Source organism: Tomitella cavernea (genome assembly GCF_016599145.1).
In the GTDB taxonomy this organism is placed as follows: Bacteria; Actinomycetota; Actinomycetes; order Mycobacteriales; family Mycobacteriaceae; genus Tomitella; species Tomitella cavernae.
In genome coordinates this window covers 13064-32080 of the sequence record NZ_JAENKO010000047.1, presented here as the reverse complement: position 1 = coordinate 32080, position 19017 = coordinate 13064, and the positions used below count along the sequence as shown (strand labels likewise).

Sequence of the window (19017 nt, the reverse complement as noted above, 5' to 3'; positions counted from 1 at the left end):
GGACTCGGCCGGGTGCGTGGGCGCGGGCGTCGGCGCGCGGGCCGGGGGGCTCAAGGGCGCCGTCGGGTCGGCCAGCGCGGTGATCGACGGCGGAGCGGCCGACGGCGTGACGGTGGGCGCGATCGTGGTGGCCAACCCGGTCGGCAGCGTCGTCGACCAGGGTGGCGTGCCGTGGGGCGCGGGGTCCGAGTTGGCCGGTGAGTTCGCCGGGCTGCGCCGCGACCCGGGGCCCGAGGTCCGTGCCCGCCTCGCCGGCTTGGCGGCGAAGGGCACGGTGCTCAACACGACGATCGGCGTCGTCGCCACGGACGCCGCACTGACTCCGGCGGGGTGCCGCAGGCTCGCCACCGTCGCGCACGACGGGCTGGCGCGGGCGATCCGCCCGGCGCACTCGCCGCTGGACGGCGACACGCTCTTCGCTGTCGCCACCGGCCTGCACGATGCGCCCGGCGCGCCGGACCCGGCCCCGCAGGTGCCCGTGGAGATGCCGGGGGACCTGGCATTGTTGACCGCGTTGTGCGGCCCGGCGGCGGACTGTGTCGAGCGCGCCGTGGTGCACGCGGTGCTCGCCGCCGAGTCGGTGGCCGGCATTCCCTCCTACCGCGCGGTGATCGGGTGAGCTCCCCGCCGCCGGTAATGCGGGGCGCCGGCGGGCGGGCCCCCGGGCCGATGCCGCGGTGGAAGTCCGCGGGCGTCGCGGTGGTCGGATTCGTCGCGGTGCTCTACCTCCTGGAACTGATCGACTCGATCATGGGCGGCCGCCTCGACAGCCTGGGCATCGAACCGCGCACGATCGACGGTCTGTGGGGGATCGTCTTCGCGCCGCTTCTGCACTTCGGCTGGCCGCACCTGTTCGCCAATACGCTGCCGCTGCTGGTGCTGGGCTACGTGCTGGCGCTGTCCGGGGTGGGACGGGCGGCCGCCGTGACCGCGATCGTGTGGGTGATCGGCGGCGCGGGGGTGTGGTTGTTCGGTGGCGCGGGCACGGAGGTCGCCGGCGCGTCGGTGATCGTGTTCGGCTGGCTCGTCTATCTGCTGGCGCGCGGGGTGTTCACCCGCCACTGGGCCGACATCGTCGTCGGCGTGCTCATCCTCGTCGCTTACGGCTCACTGCTGTGGGGCGTGCTGCCGTCGTCGCCCCACGTGTCGTGGCTGGGTCACCTTTTCGGGGCGGTAGGCGGGTTCGCCGCGGCCTGGCTGCTGGGGCGCGACCCGAGCGGTGACGGGCGGGCCGCGCAGGGGAAGATCGGGGAGTGAGCACAGGCGGATCATCGGCGGCGGGCGTTGCGGCAGGAGGGGGCGAGGGCGCGATCGGGGTGTTCGACTCCGGGGTCGGCGGCCTCACCGTGGCGCGGGCGGTCATCGACCAGCTGCCCGACGAGCACATCCGCTACGTCGGCGACACCGCCCACGGGCCGTACGGGCCGCTGTCGATCCCCGACGTGCGCCGGCACGCCTTGGCGGTGGCCGACGACCTGGTGGACCGCGGGGTGAAGGCGCTCGTCATCGCGTGCAACACGGCCTCGGCGGCATGCCTGCGCGACGCTCGCGAGCGCTACCCGGTGCCGGTGGTCGAGGTGGTGCTGCCCGCGGTGCGCCGCGCCGTGGCCACCACGCGCACCGGCCGGATCGGGGTGATCGGTACGGCCGCCACCATCTCCTCGCGTGCCTACGAGGACAGCTTCGCCGCCGCGCGCGACGCCGTCATCACCTCGGTGGCCTGCCCGCGCTTCGTGGACTTCGTCGAACGCGGCATCACCAGCGGACGCCAGGTGCTGGGGCTGGCGCAGTCCTACCTGGCGCCGCTGCAGGAGGCCGACGTGGACACGCTGGTGCTGGGGTGCACCCACTACCCGCTGCTCTCGGGGATCATCCAGCTGGCGATGGGCGACGAGGTCGCGTTGGTCTCCAGCGCGGAGGAGACGGCCAAGGACGTTCTGCGCGTACTGACCGAGAACGAGCTTCTGCGCCCGCACGGCGGCGAGCCCCCGCGCAGGGAGTTCCTGGCCACCGGCGACCCGGATCAGTTCGCGCGGCTCGCGGGACGCTTCCTCGGACCTGCTCTCACGGCCGTGGCACACGTGTAACGTCGTGCGCAGATGCGGCGGCGGCGGTGACGAACGCGTCATCGTCGCGAGGTCGATGAGCGTGCGGCAGGAGGTCATGGCACTATGACCGCCATGCGGTTGACCGTCTTGGGTTGCTCCGGCAGCGTGACCGGACCGGACTCGCCTGCGTCCGGGTACCTCCTCACGGCCGAGGGCACACCGCCTGTGGTCCTCGACTTCGGCGGCGGGGTGCTGGGCGCACTGCAGCGGCACGCGGACCCCTGCGAGGCGGTCGTGCTGCTCACCCATCTGCACGCCGACCACTGCCTCGACGTTCCCGGGCTGCTCGTGTGGCGTCGGTACGGGCCAGGCAAGGCGGCGGGCCGGGCGCTGATGTATGGGCCCGCGGACACCGCGCACCGGCTGGGCGCCGCCTCCGCGGAGATCGCGGGCGAGGTCGACGACATGTCCGACACCATCGACCTGCGCACGTGGGAACACGGCGTCGCCGTCACCGTCGGCCGCCTCACCGTGGAGCCGCGTCGGGTGTGTCATCCGCCGGAATCCTTCGGCCTGCGGATCACCGCCGCCGACGGTGCAATCCTCGCCTACAGCGGCGATACGGCGATGTGCGACGACGTCGTCGAGCTCGCGCGGGACGTCGACGTCTTCCTGTGCGAAGCCTCGTGGACGCACGCTCCCGAGCTACGGCCCCCGGGGCTGCACCTGTCCGGCACGGAGGCCGGCCGGATCGCGCAGCGCGCGGGCGTGGGGCGGCTGCTGCTCACGCACATCCCGCCGTGGACGCCGCGCGCGGAGGTCCTCGCCGAGGCCCGCGCCGAGTACGACGGCCCGGTGGACGTCGTCTCCCCGGACTTCGTTGCGGACGTCGTCCCCGCCTCCGCGTCGAACCGGCTCGCCTCGCACGGGTAGCCGCGCCGCGTACGGACTGCCGCGCCGCGCGCGGAAACCGCCGACGGACGGGCGTCGGGGGAGACGGCCCCGTCGCCGGGGGACGCTCCGGCGGGGGCGTTAGGCTCGGGGGGTGACTGTGACTACGCGAACGGACGGCAGGGCCGACGACGACCTGCGCCCCATCACCATCACCCGCGGCTTCACCGACCACCCCGCGGGCTCCGTGCTGGTGGAGTTCGGCCGCACGCGGGTGATGTGCACGGCCAGCGTGGAGGAGGGCGTGCCGCGGTGGCGGCGCGGTTCCGGACTGGGCTGGCTCACCGCCGAGTACGCGATGCTCCCCTCGTCCACGCACACGCGCAGCGGGCGGGAATCGGTGCGCGGGAAGGTCGGCGGCCGCACCCACGAGATCAGCCGGCTGGTGGGCCGGTCCTTGCGCGCGTGCATCGACCTGTCCGCGCTGGGCGAGAACACCATCGCCATCGACTGCGACGTGCTGCAGGCGGACGGCGGCACGCGCACCGCGTCCATCACCGGCGCCTACGTGGCTCTCGCCGACGCTGTCGCCTACCTCGACGCTGCGGGCCGGCTGGCCGACCCGCAGCCGCTGTCGTGCGCGATCGCCGCGGTGTCGGTGGGTGTGGTGGACGGCCGGGTGCGCCTGGACCTGCCCTATGAGGAGGACTCGCGCGCCGAGGTGGACATGAACGTGGTGGCCACCGACGTGGGGACGCTCGTCGAGGTCCAGGGCACCGGCGAGGGTGCCACCTTCGCCCGCTCCACGCTCGATGCGATGCTCGATTCGGCGACGGCGGGCTGCGAGCAGCTGTTCGCGATCCAGCGCGAGGCGCTCGCCGCGCCGTATCCGGGGACGCTCCCGCAGCCGGCCGCTCCGGCGAAGAAGAAGGCGTTCGGCAACTGATGCGCCGGATCCTGGTGGCCAGCCGCAATCCCAAGAAGCTGGTGGAACTGCGCCGGGTGCTGTCGTCCGCGCATGTCACGGGGCTCGAGGTGGTGGGGCTCGACGAGGTCTCCGGGTACCCGGAGACCCCCGAGACCGGGGCGACGTTCGAGGAGAACGCGCTCGTCAAGGCGCAGGACGGCGCACGGGCGACGGGGCTGCCGTGCATCGCCGACGATTCGGGGCTCACCGTGGCGGCGCTGAACGGCATGCCCGGCGTCCTCTCGGCCCGCTGGAGCGGCACGCACGGCGACGACGCCGCCAACACGGCGCTGCTGCTGGCACAGCTGGCGGACGTGCCGGACGACCGGCGTCAGGCGGCGTTCGTCTCGTGCTGCGCACTGGTGGTGCCCACCGACGAGTACGTGGACGGCGAGGAGGGGCCGGAGGTCAACGAGACCGCAGTCTACGGCGAATGGCACGGTGCCATCGCCCGGGCACCGCGCGGCGACAACGGCTTCGGCTACGACCCGGTGTTCATGCCCGCAGGGGAGGACCGTACCGCCGCGCAGATGAGCGCCGACGAGAAGGACGCCGACTCGCACCGCGCGCGGGCGCTGGCGCAGCTGGTGCCCGTCCTGCGCACCCTCGCCGAGGTGTAGGGGCCGCAGGGGTCGGCGGAAGAGGGCGAGCGCGCTACTTTCCCGTTCGCGGTTGCATTCCGCCTGCGCACCGGTGGCCGCAGTGGAATCCTGGGGACATGGCGATCGATGCGGACGAGGCCTACATCCGGGGCCTGCACTTTTTCACCGACGCGGTCGAGGCGGTGGGGCCGGACCAGTGGGAGCAGCCGTCGCCGTGCGCGGGCTGGCGAGCACTGGACGTGCTCGGGCATGTGGGCGGCGTGGTGCGATTCGGCACGGCGCTGCTGCGCGGGGAGGAACCGGGGTGGTCGATCCCGGAGCGGCCCGGCGACATCGTCGAGGGTGATCCGCGCGCATGGTGGACCTCCCTGGCGGGCCCGGCGCGCACTGCGATCGCGGGAGTGGACCTGGACGCCGTCATGGATTCGCCGCGCGGACCGCGTTCGGTGCGCGAGGGGCTGTCGTTCCCTGCCGTCGACCTGTTCGTCCACGGGTGGGACCTCGTGCACAGCGTGGGGCGTGACGCGGAGATCCCCGCCGACGTCGCCGCGTTCTCCTACAAGCTCGCCGAGCCGATGCCGGAGGAGGTGCTGCGGGGTCCGAACGTCTTCGGACCGCAGGTGCAGGTTTCGGATGGCGCCACGGTCACGCACAAGCTCGTGGCGTGGATGGGCCGCGACCCCGCGTGGGCGCTGCCGGCGTGAGAGCGTCGGCGGTTCCGCGGAACCGCGAACGCTCCGTCAGCTGAGCCCGAACTGTTCCTTGACCTGCTTGGTTCGGATGTGCTCGAACACGAAGGATAAGAACGGGACGGTGCCGGCGATCGCGGTCAGGATCGTCGTTCCCGCCTTCCAGCGCGCCTTGATCGCGAGATCGACCGTGAAGGCCAGGTAGAGCATGTAGAAGAGGCCGTGAAGCTGGGCGACGTAGAAGAACCATCCGGGTGCTTCGGCGGAGTCATCAAGTATCAGGTACTTGTAGATCATCTCCCCGGTGAGTGACAGCAACCAGAGGCCTGTGACCCAGGCGAGGACTCGGAAGCGAAGCAGTGCGCCGGGGATCTTGCGTGCCTGCTCTTCAGCAAGTCCGGAAGCGGATCGCCCCGTGTCCGTCGTTGCGACGCCCTCGGCTTCGGTCATCGGCCGCGTCCTTTCGTGGAGCGCTCATCGAGCTGAGCAAGGTATTCGTTGTATTCGCGGAGTCGCTGGTCCTCGGGCGCAGGCTCGGCCGGAGCAGGGCCGGCGACGTTCGCCGGGGCGGCGTCGCGCTGCGGCAGCAGATCCGCGGGGATCTCGGTGACGGCGGGGGCGGAGCCGCGCCCGAGCAGTCGCCCGAGCATGCCGGGGCCGACGTCGGGCACCGCGGGGCGCGGGCCGACGGGGGCGGTCGCTGCCGCGTCGGAGCCGTCGGACCCCTCTGTGCTCTCGGCATCGACGATCTCGGCCTGCTGGTCCTCGAGTTTGACGAAACGCCGGTAGCCGTAGACGCAGAATGCTGCGAACAACGGCCACTGCAGTGCGTAGCCGAGGTTCTGGCCGGTGCCGGACGCCGACTCGTACCGGTCCCACTGCCACCAGCCAAGCGCGAGACAGGTGGCGGCGGCGGCGATGACGAAGACGATCAGTGTCACCCGGTGCCGTCGTCGAGTTCGTGCCACACTACGACGGTACCTGACCTGCGGCTCCGTGACCGTTCCGGGGACGGTGACGGGGCGCACGCGATGGGGGAGCGTAGCGGGCGCTGCCGTAGGCTGAGCCCGCACGCGCGAGTGGCGGAACTGGCAGACGCGCTGGATTTAGGTTCCAGTGTCCTAGGACGTGAGGGTTCGAGTCCCTTCTCGCGCACCATCCGTGGAAACCCGGCGGGCTGCGAGGAAGTCGTCGACGATCCGTGCGCGTTGCTCCCGGCTCACCGGCGGCAGCGCGGCCAGCCGTGCGAACACCATCGGGCCGGTGAGCTGCAGCATGGCCAGCGTGTTGTCGTAGTCGCCGATCTCCGAGCGCACCTCGGGGCTGTCGAGGAGGGCGTCGAACGGCTCGCGATACTGGGTTACAACCCGTTCGCGCAGCGATGCGGTGTCGGTATCGGTGTCGCCCGCCGCGGCGCGGTCCGGGCCGATCGCCAGCCACCCGAAGACGGTCAGATGCAACGGTGCACCCTCGATCGACTCGGCGATGGCGTCCATCAGCGTGATCAGCCGCTCGCGGGTGGTGCCCTGCATCGGCGGAGCCGCGACCGGCGGCATGAGCCGTTCGAACGCCGCGGTGACCAGCGCGGCACTGTTGTCGAAATGCCGGTACAGGGTGGTGCGCGCGACCTTGGAGGCCTTCGTCACCGCGTCGACGGTCACGGCCTCCACTCCGCCGGAGCTGAGCAGGTTCGTCGCGGCGTCGAGCAGGCGCGACCGCGAGCGCCGGCGTCGGGGGTCCTCGTCGGAAGACTCCCCGGGGGCATCGGTTGGCGCGTCGGGGTGCGGTCGCTTCGCAATCATCGTCGTCAGTATGACCCGGCTGCCCGTCGAACGCACCGTCCCTACTCCCGAAACGAAACTGTTTGTATCGAAACGCTACTGACTGTAGCGTAAGGCGCGGCGGGTTCGAGCGGCCGAGGGAGCACAGCGATGACGCACGTGGTGGCGGACGATGACGCGGCCGTAGCGACCGCGCCGGGGCCCGGCGCGCGCCGGTGGATCGTCGCCGTCGCGTGCGCCGCGGTGACGGTGATCATCGCGTCGATGGCGGCGCTTTACACGGCCCTGCCGGACATCGCGACCGCCACGGGTGCCACTCAGGCGCAGCTGACGTGGATCGTCGACGGCTACACCCTGGCACTCGCCTGTCTGGTGCTGCCCGCCGGCGCAGTGGGCGACCGGTACGGCCGCCGGGTGGTGCTCGTCACCGGACTCGCCGTGTTCACCGCCGGGTCGGTGCTGCCGCTGCTGGTGCAGCAGCCGGTGTGGATCATCGCCGCCCGGGTGCTGGCGGGCGTCGGCGCGGCGGCGGTCATGCCCTCCACGCTGTCGCTGCTGACAGGGCTGCTGCCCGCAGAACGACGGGGGAGCGTCATCGGCCTGTGGGCCGGGGTGGCGGGCGCGGCCGGTGTGGTGGGCATCGTCGGCTCCGGCGCGTTGGTGCAGGTGTGGTCGTGGGAGTCGATCTTCGTCGTGCTCTCCGCCGCCGGGGCGGTGATGATGCTCGGCGCGATGACGCTGCCGGAATCGCGCTCGACCGTGCCGCCGCGGATCGACGTGCTCGGCAGCGTGCTGGTGGCTGCGGGCCTGGGGTTGCTCGTGTTCGGGATCATCTCGGGGCCCGAGCACGGCTGGACCTCGGCGCCGGTGCTCGCGACGATCGGCGCGGGGCTCGTGCTGGTGGCCGCGTTCGTGGCGGCGCAGCTGCGGCGGCGTGAGCCGCTGCTGGACGTGCGGGTGTTCCACAGCAGGGGGTTCTCGGCCGGCGCACTGTCGCTGACAGTGCAGTTCGGCGTCACCTTCGGGGTGTTCCTCATCCTCATCCAATACCTGCAGCTGGTGTTGGGGTACAGCCCCTTCGGGGCCTCGCTGGCCATGGCCCCGATGATGGCCCCGCTGATGCTGGTGGCCATGGTGTCGCCGCGGATCGCGGCGCGGGTCGGCCTCAAGCCCGTGATGGTGGTCGGGATGGCGGCCATCGCGGCCGGGTTGTTCGTGCTGCGCGGGATCGACGCCGGCTCCACCTACGTCGACGTCCTCTGGCCGGTGCTCATCATGAGCGCCGGGCTGGGCCTCACCGCGGCGCCCGCCACCGACGTGATCGTCTCGGAGGCGCCCGCGGACAAGCAGGGTGTCGCCGCGGCCGTCAACGACGCCACCCGCGAGGTGGGGGCCAGCCTCGGCATCGCCGTGGCGGGGAGCCTGCTGGCGGCCGGATATGCGAACGGCATCGATCCCGTGCTCGATCGACTGCCGGAGGTGGCGCGGGAGCCGGTGGGCGACTCGCTCGCCGGCGCGCTGGCCGTGGCCGAACAGGCCGGACGGTCGGGCGATGCTCTGGTGTCCGTCGCGGAGCGGGCATTCCTCGACGGCGTGTCGAGTGCGGGTCTCGTCCTCGCCTGCGTCGCCGCGGCGGGAGCGGTGTTCATGGCGTGGTGGGCGCCGGGCAAGGGAGCCGCGCGGCGGGCGGCTGGGCTCGGGTTTGGCGCGGCACCCGGCACGGTGGAGGCCGCAGCGCGACAGGCCGGCGCTGCGCGGGTGGACGTCTGACAGTCCGGCCTGTCACCGGCCGCGGCTCCGGAACCTCAGCTGTTCTGGGCGAACGTCCTGATCACGGGGGCGTCCGCGCGCGGCAGAAGCGCCTGTTCGTGACCGAACTGTGACTGAAAACACAGCAGTTCCCAACGCCCCACATCAGCGGATTTCTACCCGCGGGTACCGCTTCTCCTACTCGTGGGTACCTCGGCTGCGCCGACAAACGTGAGGGGTCCCTCATGATTCTGTGGCAATCTTCTCTACGGAGACATCGCCGTGGATCGGGCGGGGAGGGGCGGCAGCGACGGCTGCGCAGCCACCGGCGCAGAGCGCCGCCGCACCGGGTCCGGAATGTCGACTGACCACGCGCACGGCCGCACGCCCGGCCCGCCGCGGAGCCGACGGAGAGGAACCCCACGTGACCATCGAGGCATTCGGATCAGGCCGCGACGACGACTCCACCGGAGCCGACGCAGCCGCCGCCGACGGTGCCGCCGCGCCCCGCGGCGGCACACCGCTGGCCGACAGGCTCCGGAGCGGGGAGCAGTACGCGGTGGCCTTCGGCGGGCAGGGGGCCCCGTGGCTGGATTCGCTCACCGAGCTGGCCACCGACGCGCAGCTCGAGGGCGAGCTCACCATGCTGGTGGACGAGTCCGAGCGGATCCTGGCGCCGGTGCGTTCCGAGCTGCTCGTGGTGCGCCCGTCCGGCTTCGACCCCATCGGGTGGGGCATCGAGGCCACGCGCCCGCGGCAGTCCGCACTGACCTCCGCCGCGATCTCGCTGCCCGGCGTGCTGCTGACCCAGCTGGCCGCGGTGCGGTCGCTGGCGGAGAACGGCCTCGACCTGCGCTCGGACGAGATCGGCGCCCACAGCGTCGCCACTCTCGGGCATTCGCAGGGCGTTCTCGCCGCCGAGGCGCTCGCCGCCGGCGGGCGTGAGGATGCTCGACTACTCGCGCTAGCCCAGCTCGTCGGCGCCGCCGCCACCCTCGTGTCGCGTCGGCGCGGGCTCATCGGCACCACCGACCGTTCCCCCATGCTGGCCGTCTCCGGGGTGGACCCCGAGCGCATCGAGGCCGCGCTGTCCGAGGTGTTCGGCGCCCGCACCCTGGACCGCCCGGTGCTCGCGATCCGCAACGGCCGCCGCCGCATCGTGCTCACCGGCGATCCGGACCAGCTCGCGCGCCTGCGCACGCACTGCGAGGGCATCGCCGCCCGCGAGAAGGACGAGCGCGCCGACAAGCTCACCGGCGGCGCACCCTTCGCCCCCGTGTTCGAGCACGTCGCCGTCGAGGCCGGCTTCCACCACCCCGGTCTGCGTGAGGCCGTGCAGATGGTGGCCGACTGGGCGGAGCGCTGCGGCCTCGACGTCGAGCAGGCCGCCCGCCTGACCGATTCGATCCTCGTCGCCCCCGTCGACTGGGTGGCCTCGGTCGATTCCGCCGTCGATGCCGGGGCCCGCTGGGTCCTGGACCTGGGCCCCGGAGACCTGCTCACGCGCATGACCGCCGGGGTGGTGCGTGGTACCGGCGTGGGCGTGGTTCCGGCGTCGACCCGTGCCGGCCAGCGCAACCTGTTCACCCCCGGCGCCGCGCCGGAGGCCGAGTCGCCCTGGTCGCAATTCGCACCCACGGCCAAGACGCTGCCCGACGGTCGCATCGTCGTGGAGACCGCGTTCACGCGCCTTACCGGCCGTTCCCCGATCCTCCTCGCGGGCATGACCCCCACCACCGTCGACGCGCGCATCGTCGCGGCCGCGGCCAACGCCGGCCACTGGGCCGAGCTGGCCGGCGGCGGGCAGGTCACCGAGGAGATCTTCCTGAACCGCATCGACGAGCTGAACGCGCTGCTGGAACCAGGGCGCGCCGTGCAGTTCAACTCGCTGTTCCTCGACCCGTACCTGTGGAAGCTGCAGGTGGGCGGAAAGCGGCTGGTGCAGAAGGCGCGCACCACCGGCGCCGCACTCGACGGGCTCATCGTCACCGCGGGCATCCCCGAGCTCGAGGACGCGCTGGCGCTCATCGAGGAGCGCGCCGAGGTCGGCATCCCCTACATCGCCTTCAAACCGGGCACGGTGGCGCAGATCCGCTCGGTGGTGCGCATCGCCGCCGAGGTGCCCGACTACCCGATCATCGTGCAGGTCGAGGGCGGCAAGGCCGGCGGCCACCACTCGTGGGAAGACCTCGACGACCTGCTGCTGACCACCTACGGCGAGCTCCGCGCGCGCGCCAACATCGTGGTGTGCGTGGGCGGCGGCATCGGCACGCCCGAGCGCTCGGCCGATTACCTGACCGGCCGCTGGTCCACGCAGCACGGCTTCCCGGCCATGCCCGTCGACGGCATCCTCGTCGGGACGGCGGCGATGGCCACCCTCGAAGCCACCACGGCGCCCGAGGTCAAGAGGATGCTCGTCGAGACCCCGGGCACGCCCGGGTGGGTCGGCGCCGGCACCGCGGAGGGCGGCATGGCCTCCGGCCGCAGCCAGCTCGGCGCCGACATCCACGAGATCGACAACACCGCGTCCCGCTGCGGCCGTCTGCTCGACGACGTGGCCGGCGACGCCGACGCGGTCGCCGAGCGGCGCGACGAGATCGTCGCCGCGATGGCCGGCACCGCCAAGCCGTACTTCGGCGACGTGGCCGCCATGCCGTACGAGCAGTGGCTGCGCCGCTACGTCGAGCTGACCATGGGCCACGACCTGGCCGACGGCGACGCGGTGTGGGCGGACGTGACCTGGCGCGACCGCTTCGGCGAGATGCTGCGCCGTGCGGAGGCCCGTCTGAGCCCCATCGAGCACGGCCCCATCCCCACGCTGTTCGACGACGACTCCGCGGCGCTGGACGCCCCGGGGGCGGCCGTGGATGCCCTCGTGGCCCAGCACCCCGCGGCCACCTCCACGTTGCTGCACCCGGCGGACGTGTCGTTCTTCGTCGAACTGTGCCGCACGCCGGGCAAGCCGGTGAACTTCGTGCCGGTCATCGACAAGGACGTGCGCCGCTGGTGGCGGTCCGATTCGCTGTGGCAGGCGCACGACGCGCGCTACGGCGCGGACGAGGTGTGCATCATTCCCGGCCCGGTGTCCGTCGCCGGCATCACCCGCGCCGACGAGCCGGTGGGCGAGCTGCTCGACAGGTTCGAGAAGGCCACGGCCGACGAGCTGCTCGCCGGAAACGGCGCCGCCGCGACGATCCCGGCGCGCCGGCACTTGGGCGTCGGCGATGCGGTGGCCGACGCAGTGGACCTCGTGCTGGCCTCGCCGGACATCCGCTGGGCGGGCCGCCACACCATCAACCCGGTGCACCGCCTGGGAGCGCCGTCCGAGTGGCGGCTCACCGGCGACGGCGCCGAGCACCCGCTCACCGGCGCCACGCTGGCCGTCGCCGAAGAGGGCGCCGCGCTGCTGCTCACCGTGCCGCTGGTGGGCGAGCAGGCCGTGCGCATCCGCATCACCGTGCCGGCCAGCGCCGTCGACGGCGGGACCCCGCTGGTCAGCGCGGCCGACGCGGAGGCCGCGATGTCCGAGCTGCTCGGCGTGGCCGCGGGGCAGGAGCTGCCCGAGGTGAAGGGCGGCGTGGCCCGCATCAACCTGGCCTGGACGCCCGACCTCGTCGCCGACCACGGCGGCGTCACCTCCGCGGGGCTGCCCGACGATTTCGTCCCGGGCGCCGCGGGCGTGCCGGACGTGCTCGTCGGCGCGTGCTGGCCGGCCGTGTTCGCGGCCATCGGCGCCGCCCGCGTGCCCGGCTCGGACTCCGCGTCCGTGATCGAGGGCATGCTGGACCTGGTGCACCTGGACCATGCCATCGGCCTGGCCGGGGCGCTGCCGTCGGAGCCGTCGATCCTCACGGTCCGTGCCGAGGCCGCCGAGGTCTCCGACTCCGACCTGGGCCGCGTCGTCGAGGTCTCCGTCAACGTCGGCTCCGTGCGTGACCTGGGCCTGGAATCGACCCCCGTCGCCGAGCTCACCGAGCGCTTCGCGATCCGCGGGCGCGCCGGGCGCGGCGAGCTGGAAGATCCGCAGCGTGCGGGCGGCAAGACGGGCGAGGTTCACGAGAGCCCCCGTCGTCGCCGCCGCCAGGTGACCGTGCAGGCGCCCATCGCGATGGACGCGTTCGCCCAGGTCTCCGGCGACCACAACCCCATTCACGTTTCCGATTCCGCGGCCAGGCTGGCGGGCCTGGGCTCGCCGATCGTGCACGGCATGTGGCTGTCGGCCGCGGCGCAGCAGGTGGCGACCGCCACGCTGTACGAGGGCACGGACAAGCTGGCGGGGTGGGCCCCCACCCCGCTGGCCGGGTGGACCGCGCGGTTCCTCGCGCCGGTGCGCCCGGGCGCCGAGATCGACGTGCGCGTGGAGCGCGTGGGCCTGGACGCCGGCCGCGAGGTCATCGAGGTGTCCTGCCGTGTAGACGGCGAGCTGGTCATGATCGCCGGCGGCGTGCTCGAGGCGCCGCGCACCGTGTACGCGTTCCCCGGCCAGGGCATCCAGCACAAGGGGATGGGCTTGGACGCGCGCGCCACCTCGCCGGCCGCCAAGGAGGTGTGGGAGCGCGCCGACAAGCACACCCGCGAGGCGCTCGGATTCTCGATCCTGGCCGTGGTGCGCGACAACCCCACCACGCTGACCGCCAAGGGAGAGACCTATCAGCACCCGGACGGCGTGCTGTTCCTCACCCAGTTCACGCAGGTCGCCATGGCCACCCTGGCGTGCGCCCAGGTGGCGGAGCTGCGCGAGGCCGGCGCGTTCGTCGAGGGCTCGCTGTTCGCGGGCCACTCGGTGGGCGAGTATAACGCCCTCGCCGCAGTCGCCCAGGTGCTGCCACTGGAGGCCGTCCTGGAGGTGGTGTTCCACCGCGGCAGCGCGATGCACCACCTGGTGCCGCGCGACACGGAGGGCCGCAGCGACTACCGGCTGGGCGCCATCCGTCCGTCCCAGGCGGGTATCGCCGACGACGACGTGACCGACTACGTCGAGCGCATCGCGGCGGAGTCCGGCGAGTTCCTGCAGGTGGTCAACTACAACCTGCGCGGATCGCAGTACGCGATCGCCGGCACCGTCGCCGGCCTGGACGCCCTGTCCGACGACATCGACGCGCGCCGGCTCGCGCGCGGCGGCAAGAAGGCGTTCATCCTGGTGCCCGGCATCGACGTGCCGTTCCACTCGCAGGTGCTGCTGGGCGGTGTCCCCGAGTTCCGGCACACGCTCGAGAAGCTGGTGCCGCACGACATCGACCCGGCCATCCTCGTGGGCCGCTACATCCCCAACCTGGTGCCGCGGGCGTTCACGCTGGACTGCGCGTTCGTCCAGGAGATCCGCGACCTGGTGCCGGCCGAATCGCTCGACGCGGTGCTCGGCGACTACGAGACCTGGGCGGCCGACCCGTCGGCGCTCACCCGCATCCTGCTCATCGAGCTGCTCGCGTGGCAGTTCGCGAGCCCCGTGCGTTGGATCGAGACGCAGGACCTGCTGTTCTCCGAGGAGGAGACCGGGGGGTTGGACGTCCAGCGGTTCGTCGAGGTGGGTGTGGGCCGTATGCCCACGGTCGCCAACCTGGCCTCGCAGACGCTCAAGCTGCCGGGGCGGGTCGGCGCCGGGCCGCAGGTGCTCAACTCGGAGCGCGAGCGCGCGGTCCTGCTGTGCACCGACACCGAGCCGGAGCCTGTGGAAGAGACGGCCGAGGTGACGGAATCCGCGGCCGAGGCCGCGCCTGCCGATGCCCCCGCCGAGGCCGCACCGGCTGCCCCCACGGCGCCGACCGGCGGTCCGCGCCCCGACGACATCCCGTTCACCGCCGGCGACGCCACCCGCACGCTCATCGCGCTGTGGACCAAGCTGCGCGCCGACCAGATGACCGGCGCCGACACCATCGAGTCGCTCACCGACGGCGCCTCGTCGCGCCGCAACCAGCTGCTGGTGGACCTGGGCGCGGAGCTCAACCTGGGCGCCATCGACGGAGCGGCCGAGGCGACCATGCCGCAGCTGGAGAGCACGGTGGTGGGCCTGGCCCGCACCTACAAGCCGTTCGGCCCGGTGCTCACCGACGCCGTCGGCGACCAGCTGCGCCGCGTCTTCGGCCCGTCGGGCAAGCGGCCCGCCCACGTCGGCGACCGCGTGCGCGGCGAATGGGAGCTGGGCGACGGCTGGGTCAGCCACGTCACCGCGATGCTGGCCCTGGGCACCCGCGACGGCTCCTCGGTGCGCGGCGGCGACCTGGGCGGGCTCACCGACGCCCCCGTCACCGACGGGGGTGCGGCCGACGCACTGATCGACGCGGCCGTACTCGCCGTCGGCGAGGCCCGCGGCGTCGCGGTGAGCAAGCCCGCCGCCGCGGCGGGCGGCGGGGTCGTGGACTCGGCCGCACTGGGCGAGTTCGCCGAGAAGGTCACCGGCCCGGCGGGCGTGCTCGCCGAGACGGCGCGCACCATCCTCGCGCAGCTCGGCATGGCCGAGGCCGCGGATGCGCAGTCCGGCGCCGAACAGTCCGGCGCCGAGCTGGCGGACCTGATCTCCGACGAGCTGGGCTCCGACTGGGCCCGCCAGGTGGCGCCCGCGTTCGACGCGCGCAAGGCGGTGCTGCTCGATGACCGCTGGGCCAGCGCCCGCGAGGACCTGGCCCGCATGTGGACGGCGTCCGCGGAGGAGATCGGCGAGCTGGCCGACGGGTTCGCCACGGTCGATGACGCCGTCGCCGCGCACGCCGAATGGTGGCGGCGCCGCGCCGAGCGCGAGGGCCGCGATTCCCTGGCCGCCGAGTACGCGGCCATCGCCGCGGCTCCGCGCACCGCGGGGCGCACCGGCGAGTTCGCGGGAGACACCGCGGTGGTCACGGGCGCGGGCAAGGGGTCGATCGCCGGCGCGGTCGTGGGCGAGCTGCTCGCCGGCGGCGCCACGGTGATCGCCACCACCTCGTCGCTGACGCAGAAGAAGCTCGCCTACTTCCGCGAGCTCTACCGCACCAGCGCCCGCGAAGGCGCGGCGCTGTGGGTGCTGCCGGTGAACCTGGCGTCGTTCTCCGACGTGGATGCGCTGATCGACTGGATCGGCACCGAGCAGACCGAGTCGGCCGGCGGCAAGTCCACCGTCATCAAGGAACCGATGACGCCGACGATGCTGTTCCCCTTCGCCGCGCCCCGCGTGGTGGGGGACCTGCGCGACGCCGGCGCCAAGTCCGAGCTGCAGATGCGCGTGCTGCTGTGGGCGGTCGAGCGCCTCGTCGCCGGGCTCTCCGGCATCGGCGCCGACCACGACATCGCCTCGCGCTTGCACGTGGTCCTGCCGGGTTCGCCCAACCGGGGCACGTTCGGCGGTGACGGCGCCTACGGCGAGTCCAAGGCCTCGCTGGATGCGCTGGTCAACCGCTGGCACGCCGAGCGCGGCTGGGGCGAGCGCGTCACGCTGGTGCACGCGATCATCGGCTGGGTGCGCGGCACCGGGCTGATGGGCGGCAACGATCCGCTGGTCGAGCAGGTCGAGGCCAAGGGCGTGCGCACCTGGGCGCCGGACGAGATCGCCGTGGAGCTGCTCGGCGCCGCGTCGGACGAGGTGCGCGGCAAGGCGGCCGCGGCCCCGCAGACGCTGGACCTCACCGGCGGACTCGGCGAGGTCGACCTGGACCTGGCCGAGCTGGCCGGCACCCAGGACGAGGCGGACAACAGCGACGGCGGGGCCGACGCGGACGAGTTCGCCGGCAGCGTCCAGGCGACGATCGACGCGCTGCCCTTCCCACCGGAGCTGCGGCTGAGCGCCACCGTGCCGAGCTGGCCGGAGGTCACCGCGGCGCCGGAGGAACTCGTCGTCATCGTCGGCGCGGGCGAGTTGGGGCCCTACGGCTCCGCGCGCACCCGCTTCGAGATGGAGGTGGACGAGCAGCTGTCGCCGGCGGGCGTGCTCGAACTCGCCTGGAGCACCGGCTTGGTCACCTGGGAGACCACCCCCAAGGCCGGCTGGTACGACGCCGAGTCGGGCGACCAGGTGCCCGAGGCGGAGATCTGGGAGCGCTACCACGACGCGGTGGTCGAGCGCTGCGGAATCCGGCTCTTCGACGACGACGGCGCGATGGTCGAGCAGACCTCGCCGCTGCTCACGTCGGTGTTCCTCGACAAGGATCTCACCTTCACGGTCTCGTCCGAAGGCGAGGCGCGGGCGTTCGTCGACGCGGACCCGGAGCGCACCACCATGGCGTCGGTGCCGGAGACGGGCGACTGGAAGGTGACCCGCAAGGCCGGCACCGAGATCCGCGTGCCGCGCAGGGTGAACCTCACCCGGACTGTCGGCGGCCAGATCCCCACCGGATTCGACCCCACCGTGTGGGGCATCCCCGCGGACATGGCCGAGGCGATCGACCGCGTGGCCCAGTGGAACCTGGTGTGCACCGTGGACGCGTTCCTGTCCGCGGGCTTCAGCCCCGCCGAGATGCTGCGCTGGGTGCACCCCACGCAGGTGGCCAACACGCAGGGCACCGGCATGGGCGGCATGACCTCCATGCGGGCGCTGTACGTCGACAACCTGCTGGGCGAGCCGCACGCCAACGACACGCTGCAGGAGGCGCTGCCCAACGTCATCGCCGCGCACGTGGTGCAGTCGTACGTCGGCGGCTACGGCGCCATGGTGCACCCGGTGGCGGCCTGCGCCACGGCGGCCGTGTCCGTCGAGGAGGGCGTCGACAAGATCCGGCTGGGCAAGGCCGACTTCGCGGTGGCCGGCGGGTTCGACGACCTGTCCATCGAGGGCATCGTCGGGTTCGGCGACATGTCCGCCACCGCCGACTCGGACGCCATGACGGCCAAGGGCATCGACCCCCGCCGTTTCTCGCGGGCCAACGACCGGCGCCGCGGCGGGTTCGTCGAGTCGGCCGGCGGCGGCACCGTGCTGCTGGCGCGCGGCGACGTGGCCGCGCGGATGGGCCTGCCCGTCCTCGGCGTGGTCGCCTGGGCAGGCTCGCACGCCGACGGCGTCCACACCTCCATCCCGGCGCCCGGCATCGGCGCGCTGGGCGTGGCCCGCGGCGGCCGCACCTCGCAGCTGGCCAAGGCGCTGGCCACCGTCGGGCTGACGGTGGACGACGTGGCGGTGGTCTCCAAGCACGACACCTCCACCGCGGCCAACGATCCCAACGAGTCGGAGCTGCACGAGCGCATCGCCGACGCGCTGGGCCGCGACCCGGGCAACCCGCTGTTCGTCGTCTCGCAGAAGACGCTCACCGGGCACTCCAAGGGCGGTGCGGCGGCGTTCCAGCTGATCGGGCTGTGCCAGGTGCTCGGCGCGGGCATCATCCCGCCCAACCGCAGCCTGGACTGCGTCGACGGCGCGTTCACCGAGTATCCGCGGCTGGTGTGGACCCGGGAGGAGCCGCTGCGGTTCGGCAATGAGATGCCGCTGCGGGCCGGGCTGCTCACCAGCCTGGGCTTCGGGCACGTCGCCGGGCTCATCGCGGTGGCGCACCCGGAGGCGTTCGTCGCCTCGCTGCCGGAGAGCGCGCGGGAGGCCTACCGGGCCAAGGCGGCCGAACGGCAGGTGGCGGGCGCGCGCCGGCTCACCCAGGCGATGGTCGGCGGTGCGGAGCTCTACGAGCGCCCCGAAGGCCGGCGCTTCGACGGGCTCGGCTGCTCGGCGACGGGCACGGTGTCCATCAAGGAGCACGAGGCCGCGATGCTCCTCGAGCCGCAGGCCCGCCTGAACAGCGAGGGCGAATACCGCCTGCGCGGAGAACAGTGAGCGCAGACGGGAGTGGATGCTGACCGCATGTGTGTGATCATCGGCAGGTGATCGCAGGCATCGGAATCGACGTGGTGGCGGTCCCGGGATTCGCCGAGCAGCTGGCTCGGCCCGGGACCGCCTTCACGCGTGCCTTCACCCCGGGGGAGCGTCGCGCGTGCGCGGGGCAGGACCGGGATGCGGCGGCACGGGCCAAACACTATGCGGCACGGTGGGCGGCCAAGGAGGCCTTCATCAAGGCCTGGTCGGCCGCCGTCTACGGCGGCCCCCCGGTGCTGCCGGAGGCCGAGATGCGCGAGATCGAGGTGGTCGCCGACGCGTGGGGCCGACCGGGGCTCCGGCTGAGCGGCGAGGTCGCGGTGGCCGTGCGGGCGTCGCTGGGCGAGGTGGTGCTGCACGTGTCGCTCAGCCACGACGGCGACGTCGCCGCGGCCTACGTGGTCATCGAGCGGGCGGGGTGAGCCCGAGCCGCCGAGTCGGCGGCTCTTCGATGGATTCCGCGTGCGTACGCGCCCGAAAACCGCCAACGCGGCGCGGCCGCGGATTACGCTTGCGGGCGGAGTGCAGGC

Annotated in this window: 13 protein-coding genes and 1 tRNA gene; 11 read left to right on the top strand and 3 right to left on the bottom strand. The window is 73.0% G+C overall.

Annotated elements, in window-relative coordinates; translation table 11 throughout:
• The 7 genes from JJ683_RS14995 to JJ683_RS14965 all read left to right on the top strand — a co-directional run.
• On the top strand, positions 1-619 hold a 619-nt coding region (locus tag JJ683_RS14995; protein WP_200175300.1), incomplete at its 5' end, for a P1 family peptidase.
• Positions 620-636: 17 nt separating this feature from the next.
• Positions 637-1257: a rhomboid family protein gene (locus tag JJ683_RS14990; protein WP_200175304.1), complete on the top strand. Its 621-nt coding sequence runs from the start codon at positions 637-639 to the stop codon at positions 1255-1257.
• A 53-nt stretch (positions 1258-1310) separates the two neighbouring features.
• Positions 1311-2087, top strand: a complete 777-nt coding sequence (murI, locus tag JJ683_RS14985) for a glutamate racemase (protein WP_200175303.1) — start codon at positions 1311-1313, stop codon at positions 2085-2087.
• A 93-nt stretch (positions 2088-2180) separates the two neighbouring features.
• Positions 2181-2981 (top strand): cyclic nucleotide-degrading phosphodiesterase, encoded by an 801-nt coding sequence (locus tag JJ683_RS14980; RefSeq protein WP_200175299.1) that lies wholly within the window; start codon positions 2181-2183, stop codon positions 2979-2981.
• 118 nt (positions 2982-3099) lie between these two features.
• Positions 3100-3885 (top strand): ribonuclease PH, encoded by a 786-nt coding sequence (gene rph / locus JJ683_RS14975; RefSeq protein WP_200175302.1) that lies wholly within the window; start codon positions 3100-3102, stop codon positions 3883-3885.
• Complete coding sequence (rdgB, locus tag JJ683_RS14970) at positions 3885-4526, top strand: RdgB/HAM1 family non-canonical purine NTP pyrophosphatase (RefSeq protein ID WP_200175298.1); 642 nt, start codon at positions 3885-3887, stop codon at positions 4524-4526. Before rph ends, rdgB begins: the two co-directional genes overlap by 1 nt.
• A 98-nt stretch (positions 4527-4624) precedes the next feature.
• Entirely contained in the window at positions 4625-5212 is a 588-nt protein-coding gene (locus JJ683_RS14965; RefSeq protein WP_200175297.1) for a TIGR03086 family metal-binding protein, read from the top strand.
• 36 nt (positions 5213-5248) lie between these two features.
• Here JJ683_RS14965 and JJ683_RS14960 read toward each other — a convergent pair whose 3' ends face one another.
• Entirely contained in the window at positions 5249-5647 is a 399-nt protein-coding gene (locus JJ683_RS14960; protein WP_200175296.1) for a DUF3817 domain-containing protein, read from the bottom strand.
• The gene (locus tag JJ683_RS14955) at positions 5644-6165 is read right to left on the bottom strand and encodes a transcriptional regulator (protein ID WP_200175295.1); all 522 of its coding nucleotides are present in this window, start codon (positions 6163-6165) and stop codon (positions 5644-5646) included. The genes JJ683_RS14960 and JJ683_RS14955 overlap by 4 nt, the downstream gene beginning before the upstream one ends.
• Before the next feature lie 105 nt (positions 6166-6270).
• On the opposite strand from JJ683_RS14955, the gene JJ683_RS14950 reads away from it, so the two are divergent.
• Positions 6271-6355 (top strand) — tRNA-Leu (locus JJ683_RS14950).
• Here JJ683_RS14950 and JJ683_RS14945 read toward each other — a convergent pair.
• Positions 6319-6999: a TetR/AcrR family transcriptional regulator gene (locus JJ683_RS14945; RefSeq protein WP_200175292.1), complete on the bottom strand. Its 681-nt coding sequence runs from the start codon at positions 6997-6999 to the stop codon at positions 6319-6321. The genes JJ683_RS14950 and JJ683_RS14945 overlap by 37 nt on opposite strands.
• A 129-nt stretch (positions 7000-7128) precedes the next feature.
• Between JJ683_RS14945 and JJ683_RS14940 the strand changes: the two genes are divergently transcribed.
• The 3 genes from JJ683_RS14940 (at position 7129) to acpS (ending at position 18909) form a co-directional block, all read left to right on the top strand.
• Positions 7129-8748, top strand: a complete 1620-nt coding sequence (locus tag JJ683_RS14940) for an MFS transporter (RefSeq protein ID WP_200175290.1) — start codon at positions 7129-7131, stop codon at positions 8746-8748.
• Positions 8749-9151: 403 nt separating this feature from the next.
• Positions 9152-18448, top strand: coding sequence for a polyketide synthase (locus JJ683_RS14935; RefSeq protein ID WP_307810963.1), 9297 nt, complete (start codon positions 9152-9154; stop codon positions 18446-18448).
• A gap of 47 nt (positions 18449-18495) precedes the next feature.
• Positions 18496-18909, top strand: a complete 414-nt coding sequence (acpS, locus tag JJ683_RS14930; RefSeq protein WP_200175288.1) for a holo-ACP synthase AcpS — start codon at positions 18496-18498, stop codon at positions 18907-18909.
• The last annotated feature ends 108 nt before the right edge of the window (positions 18910-19017 follow it).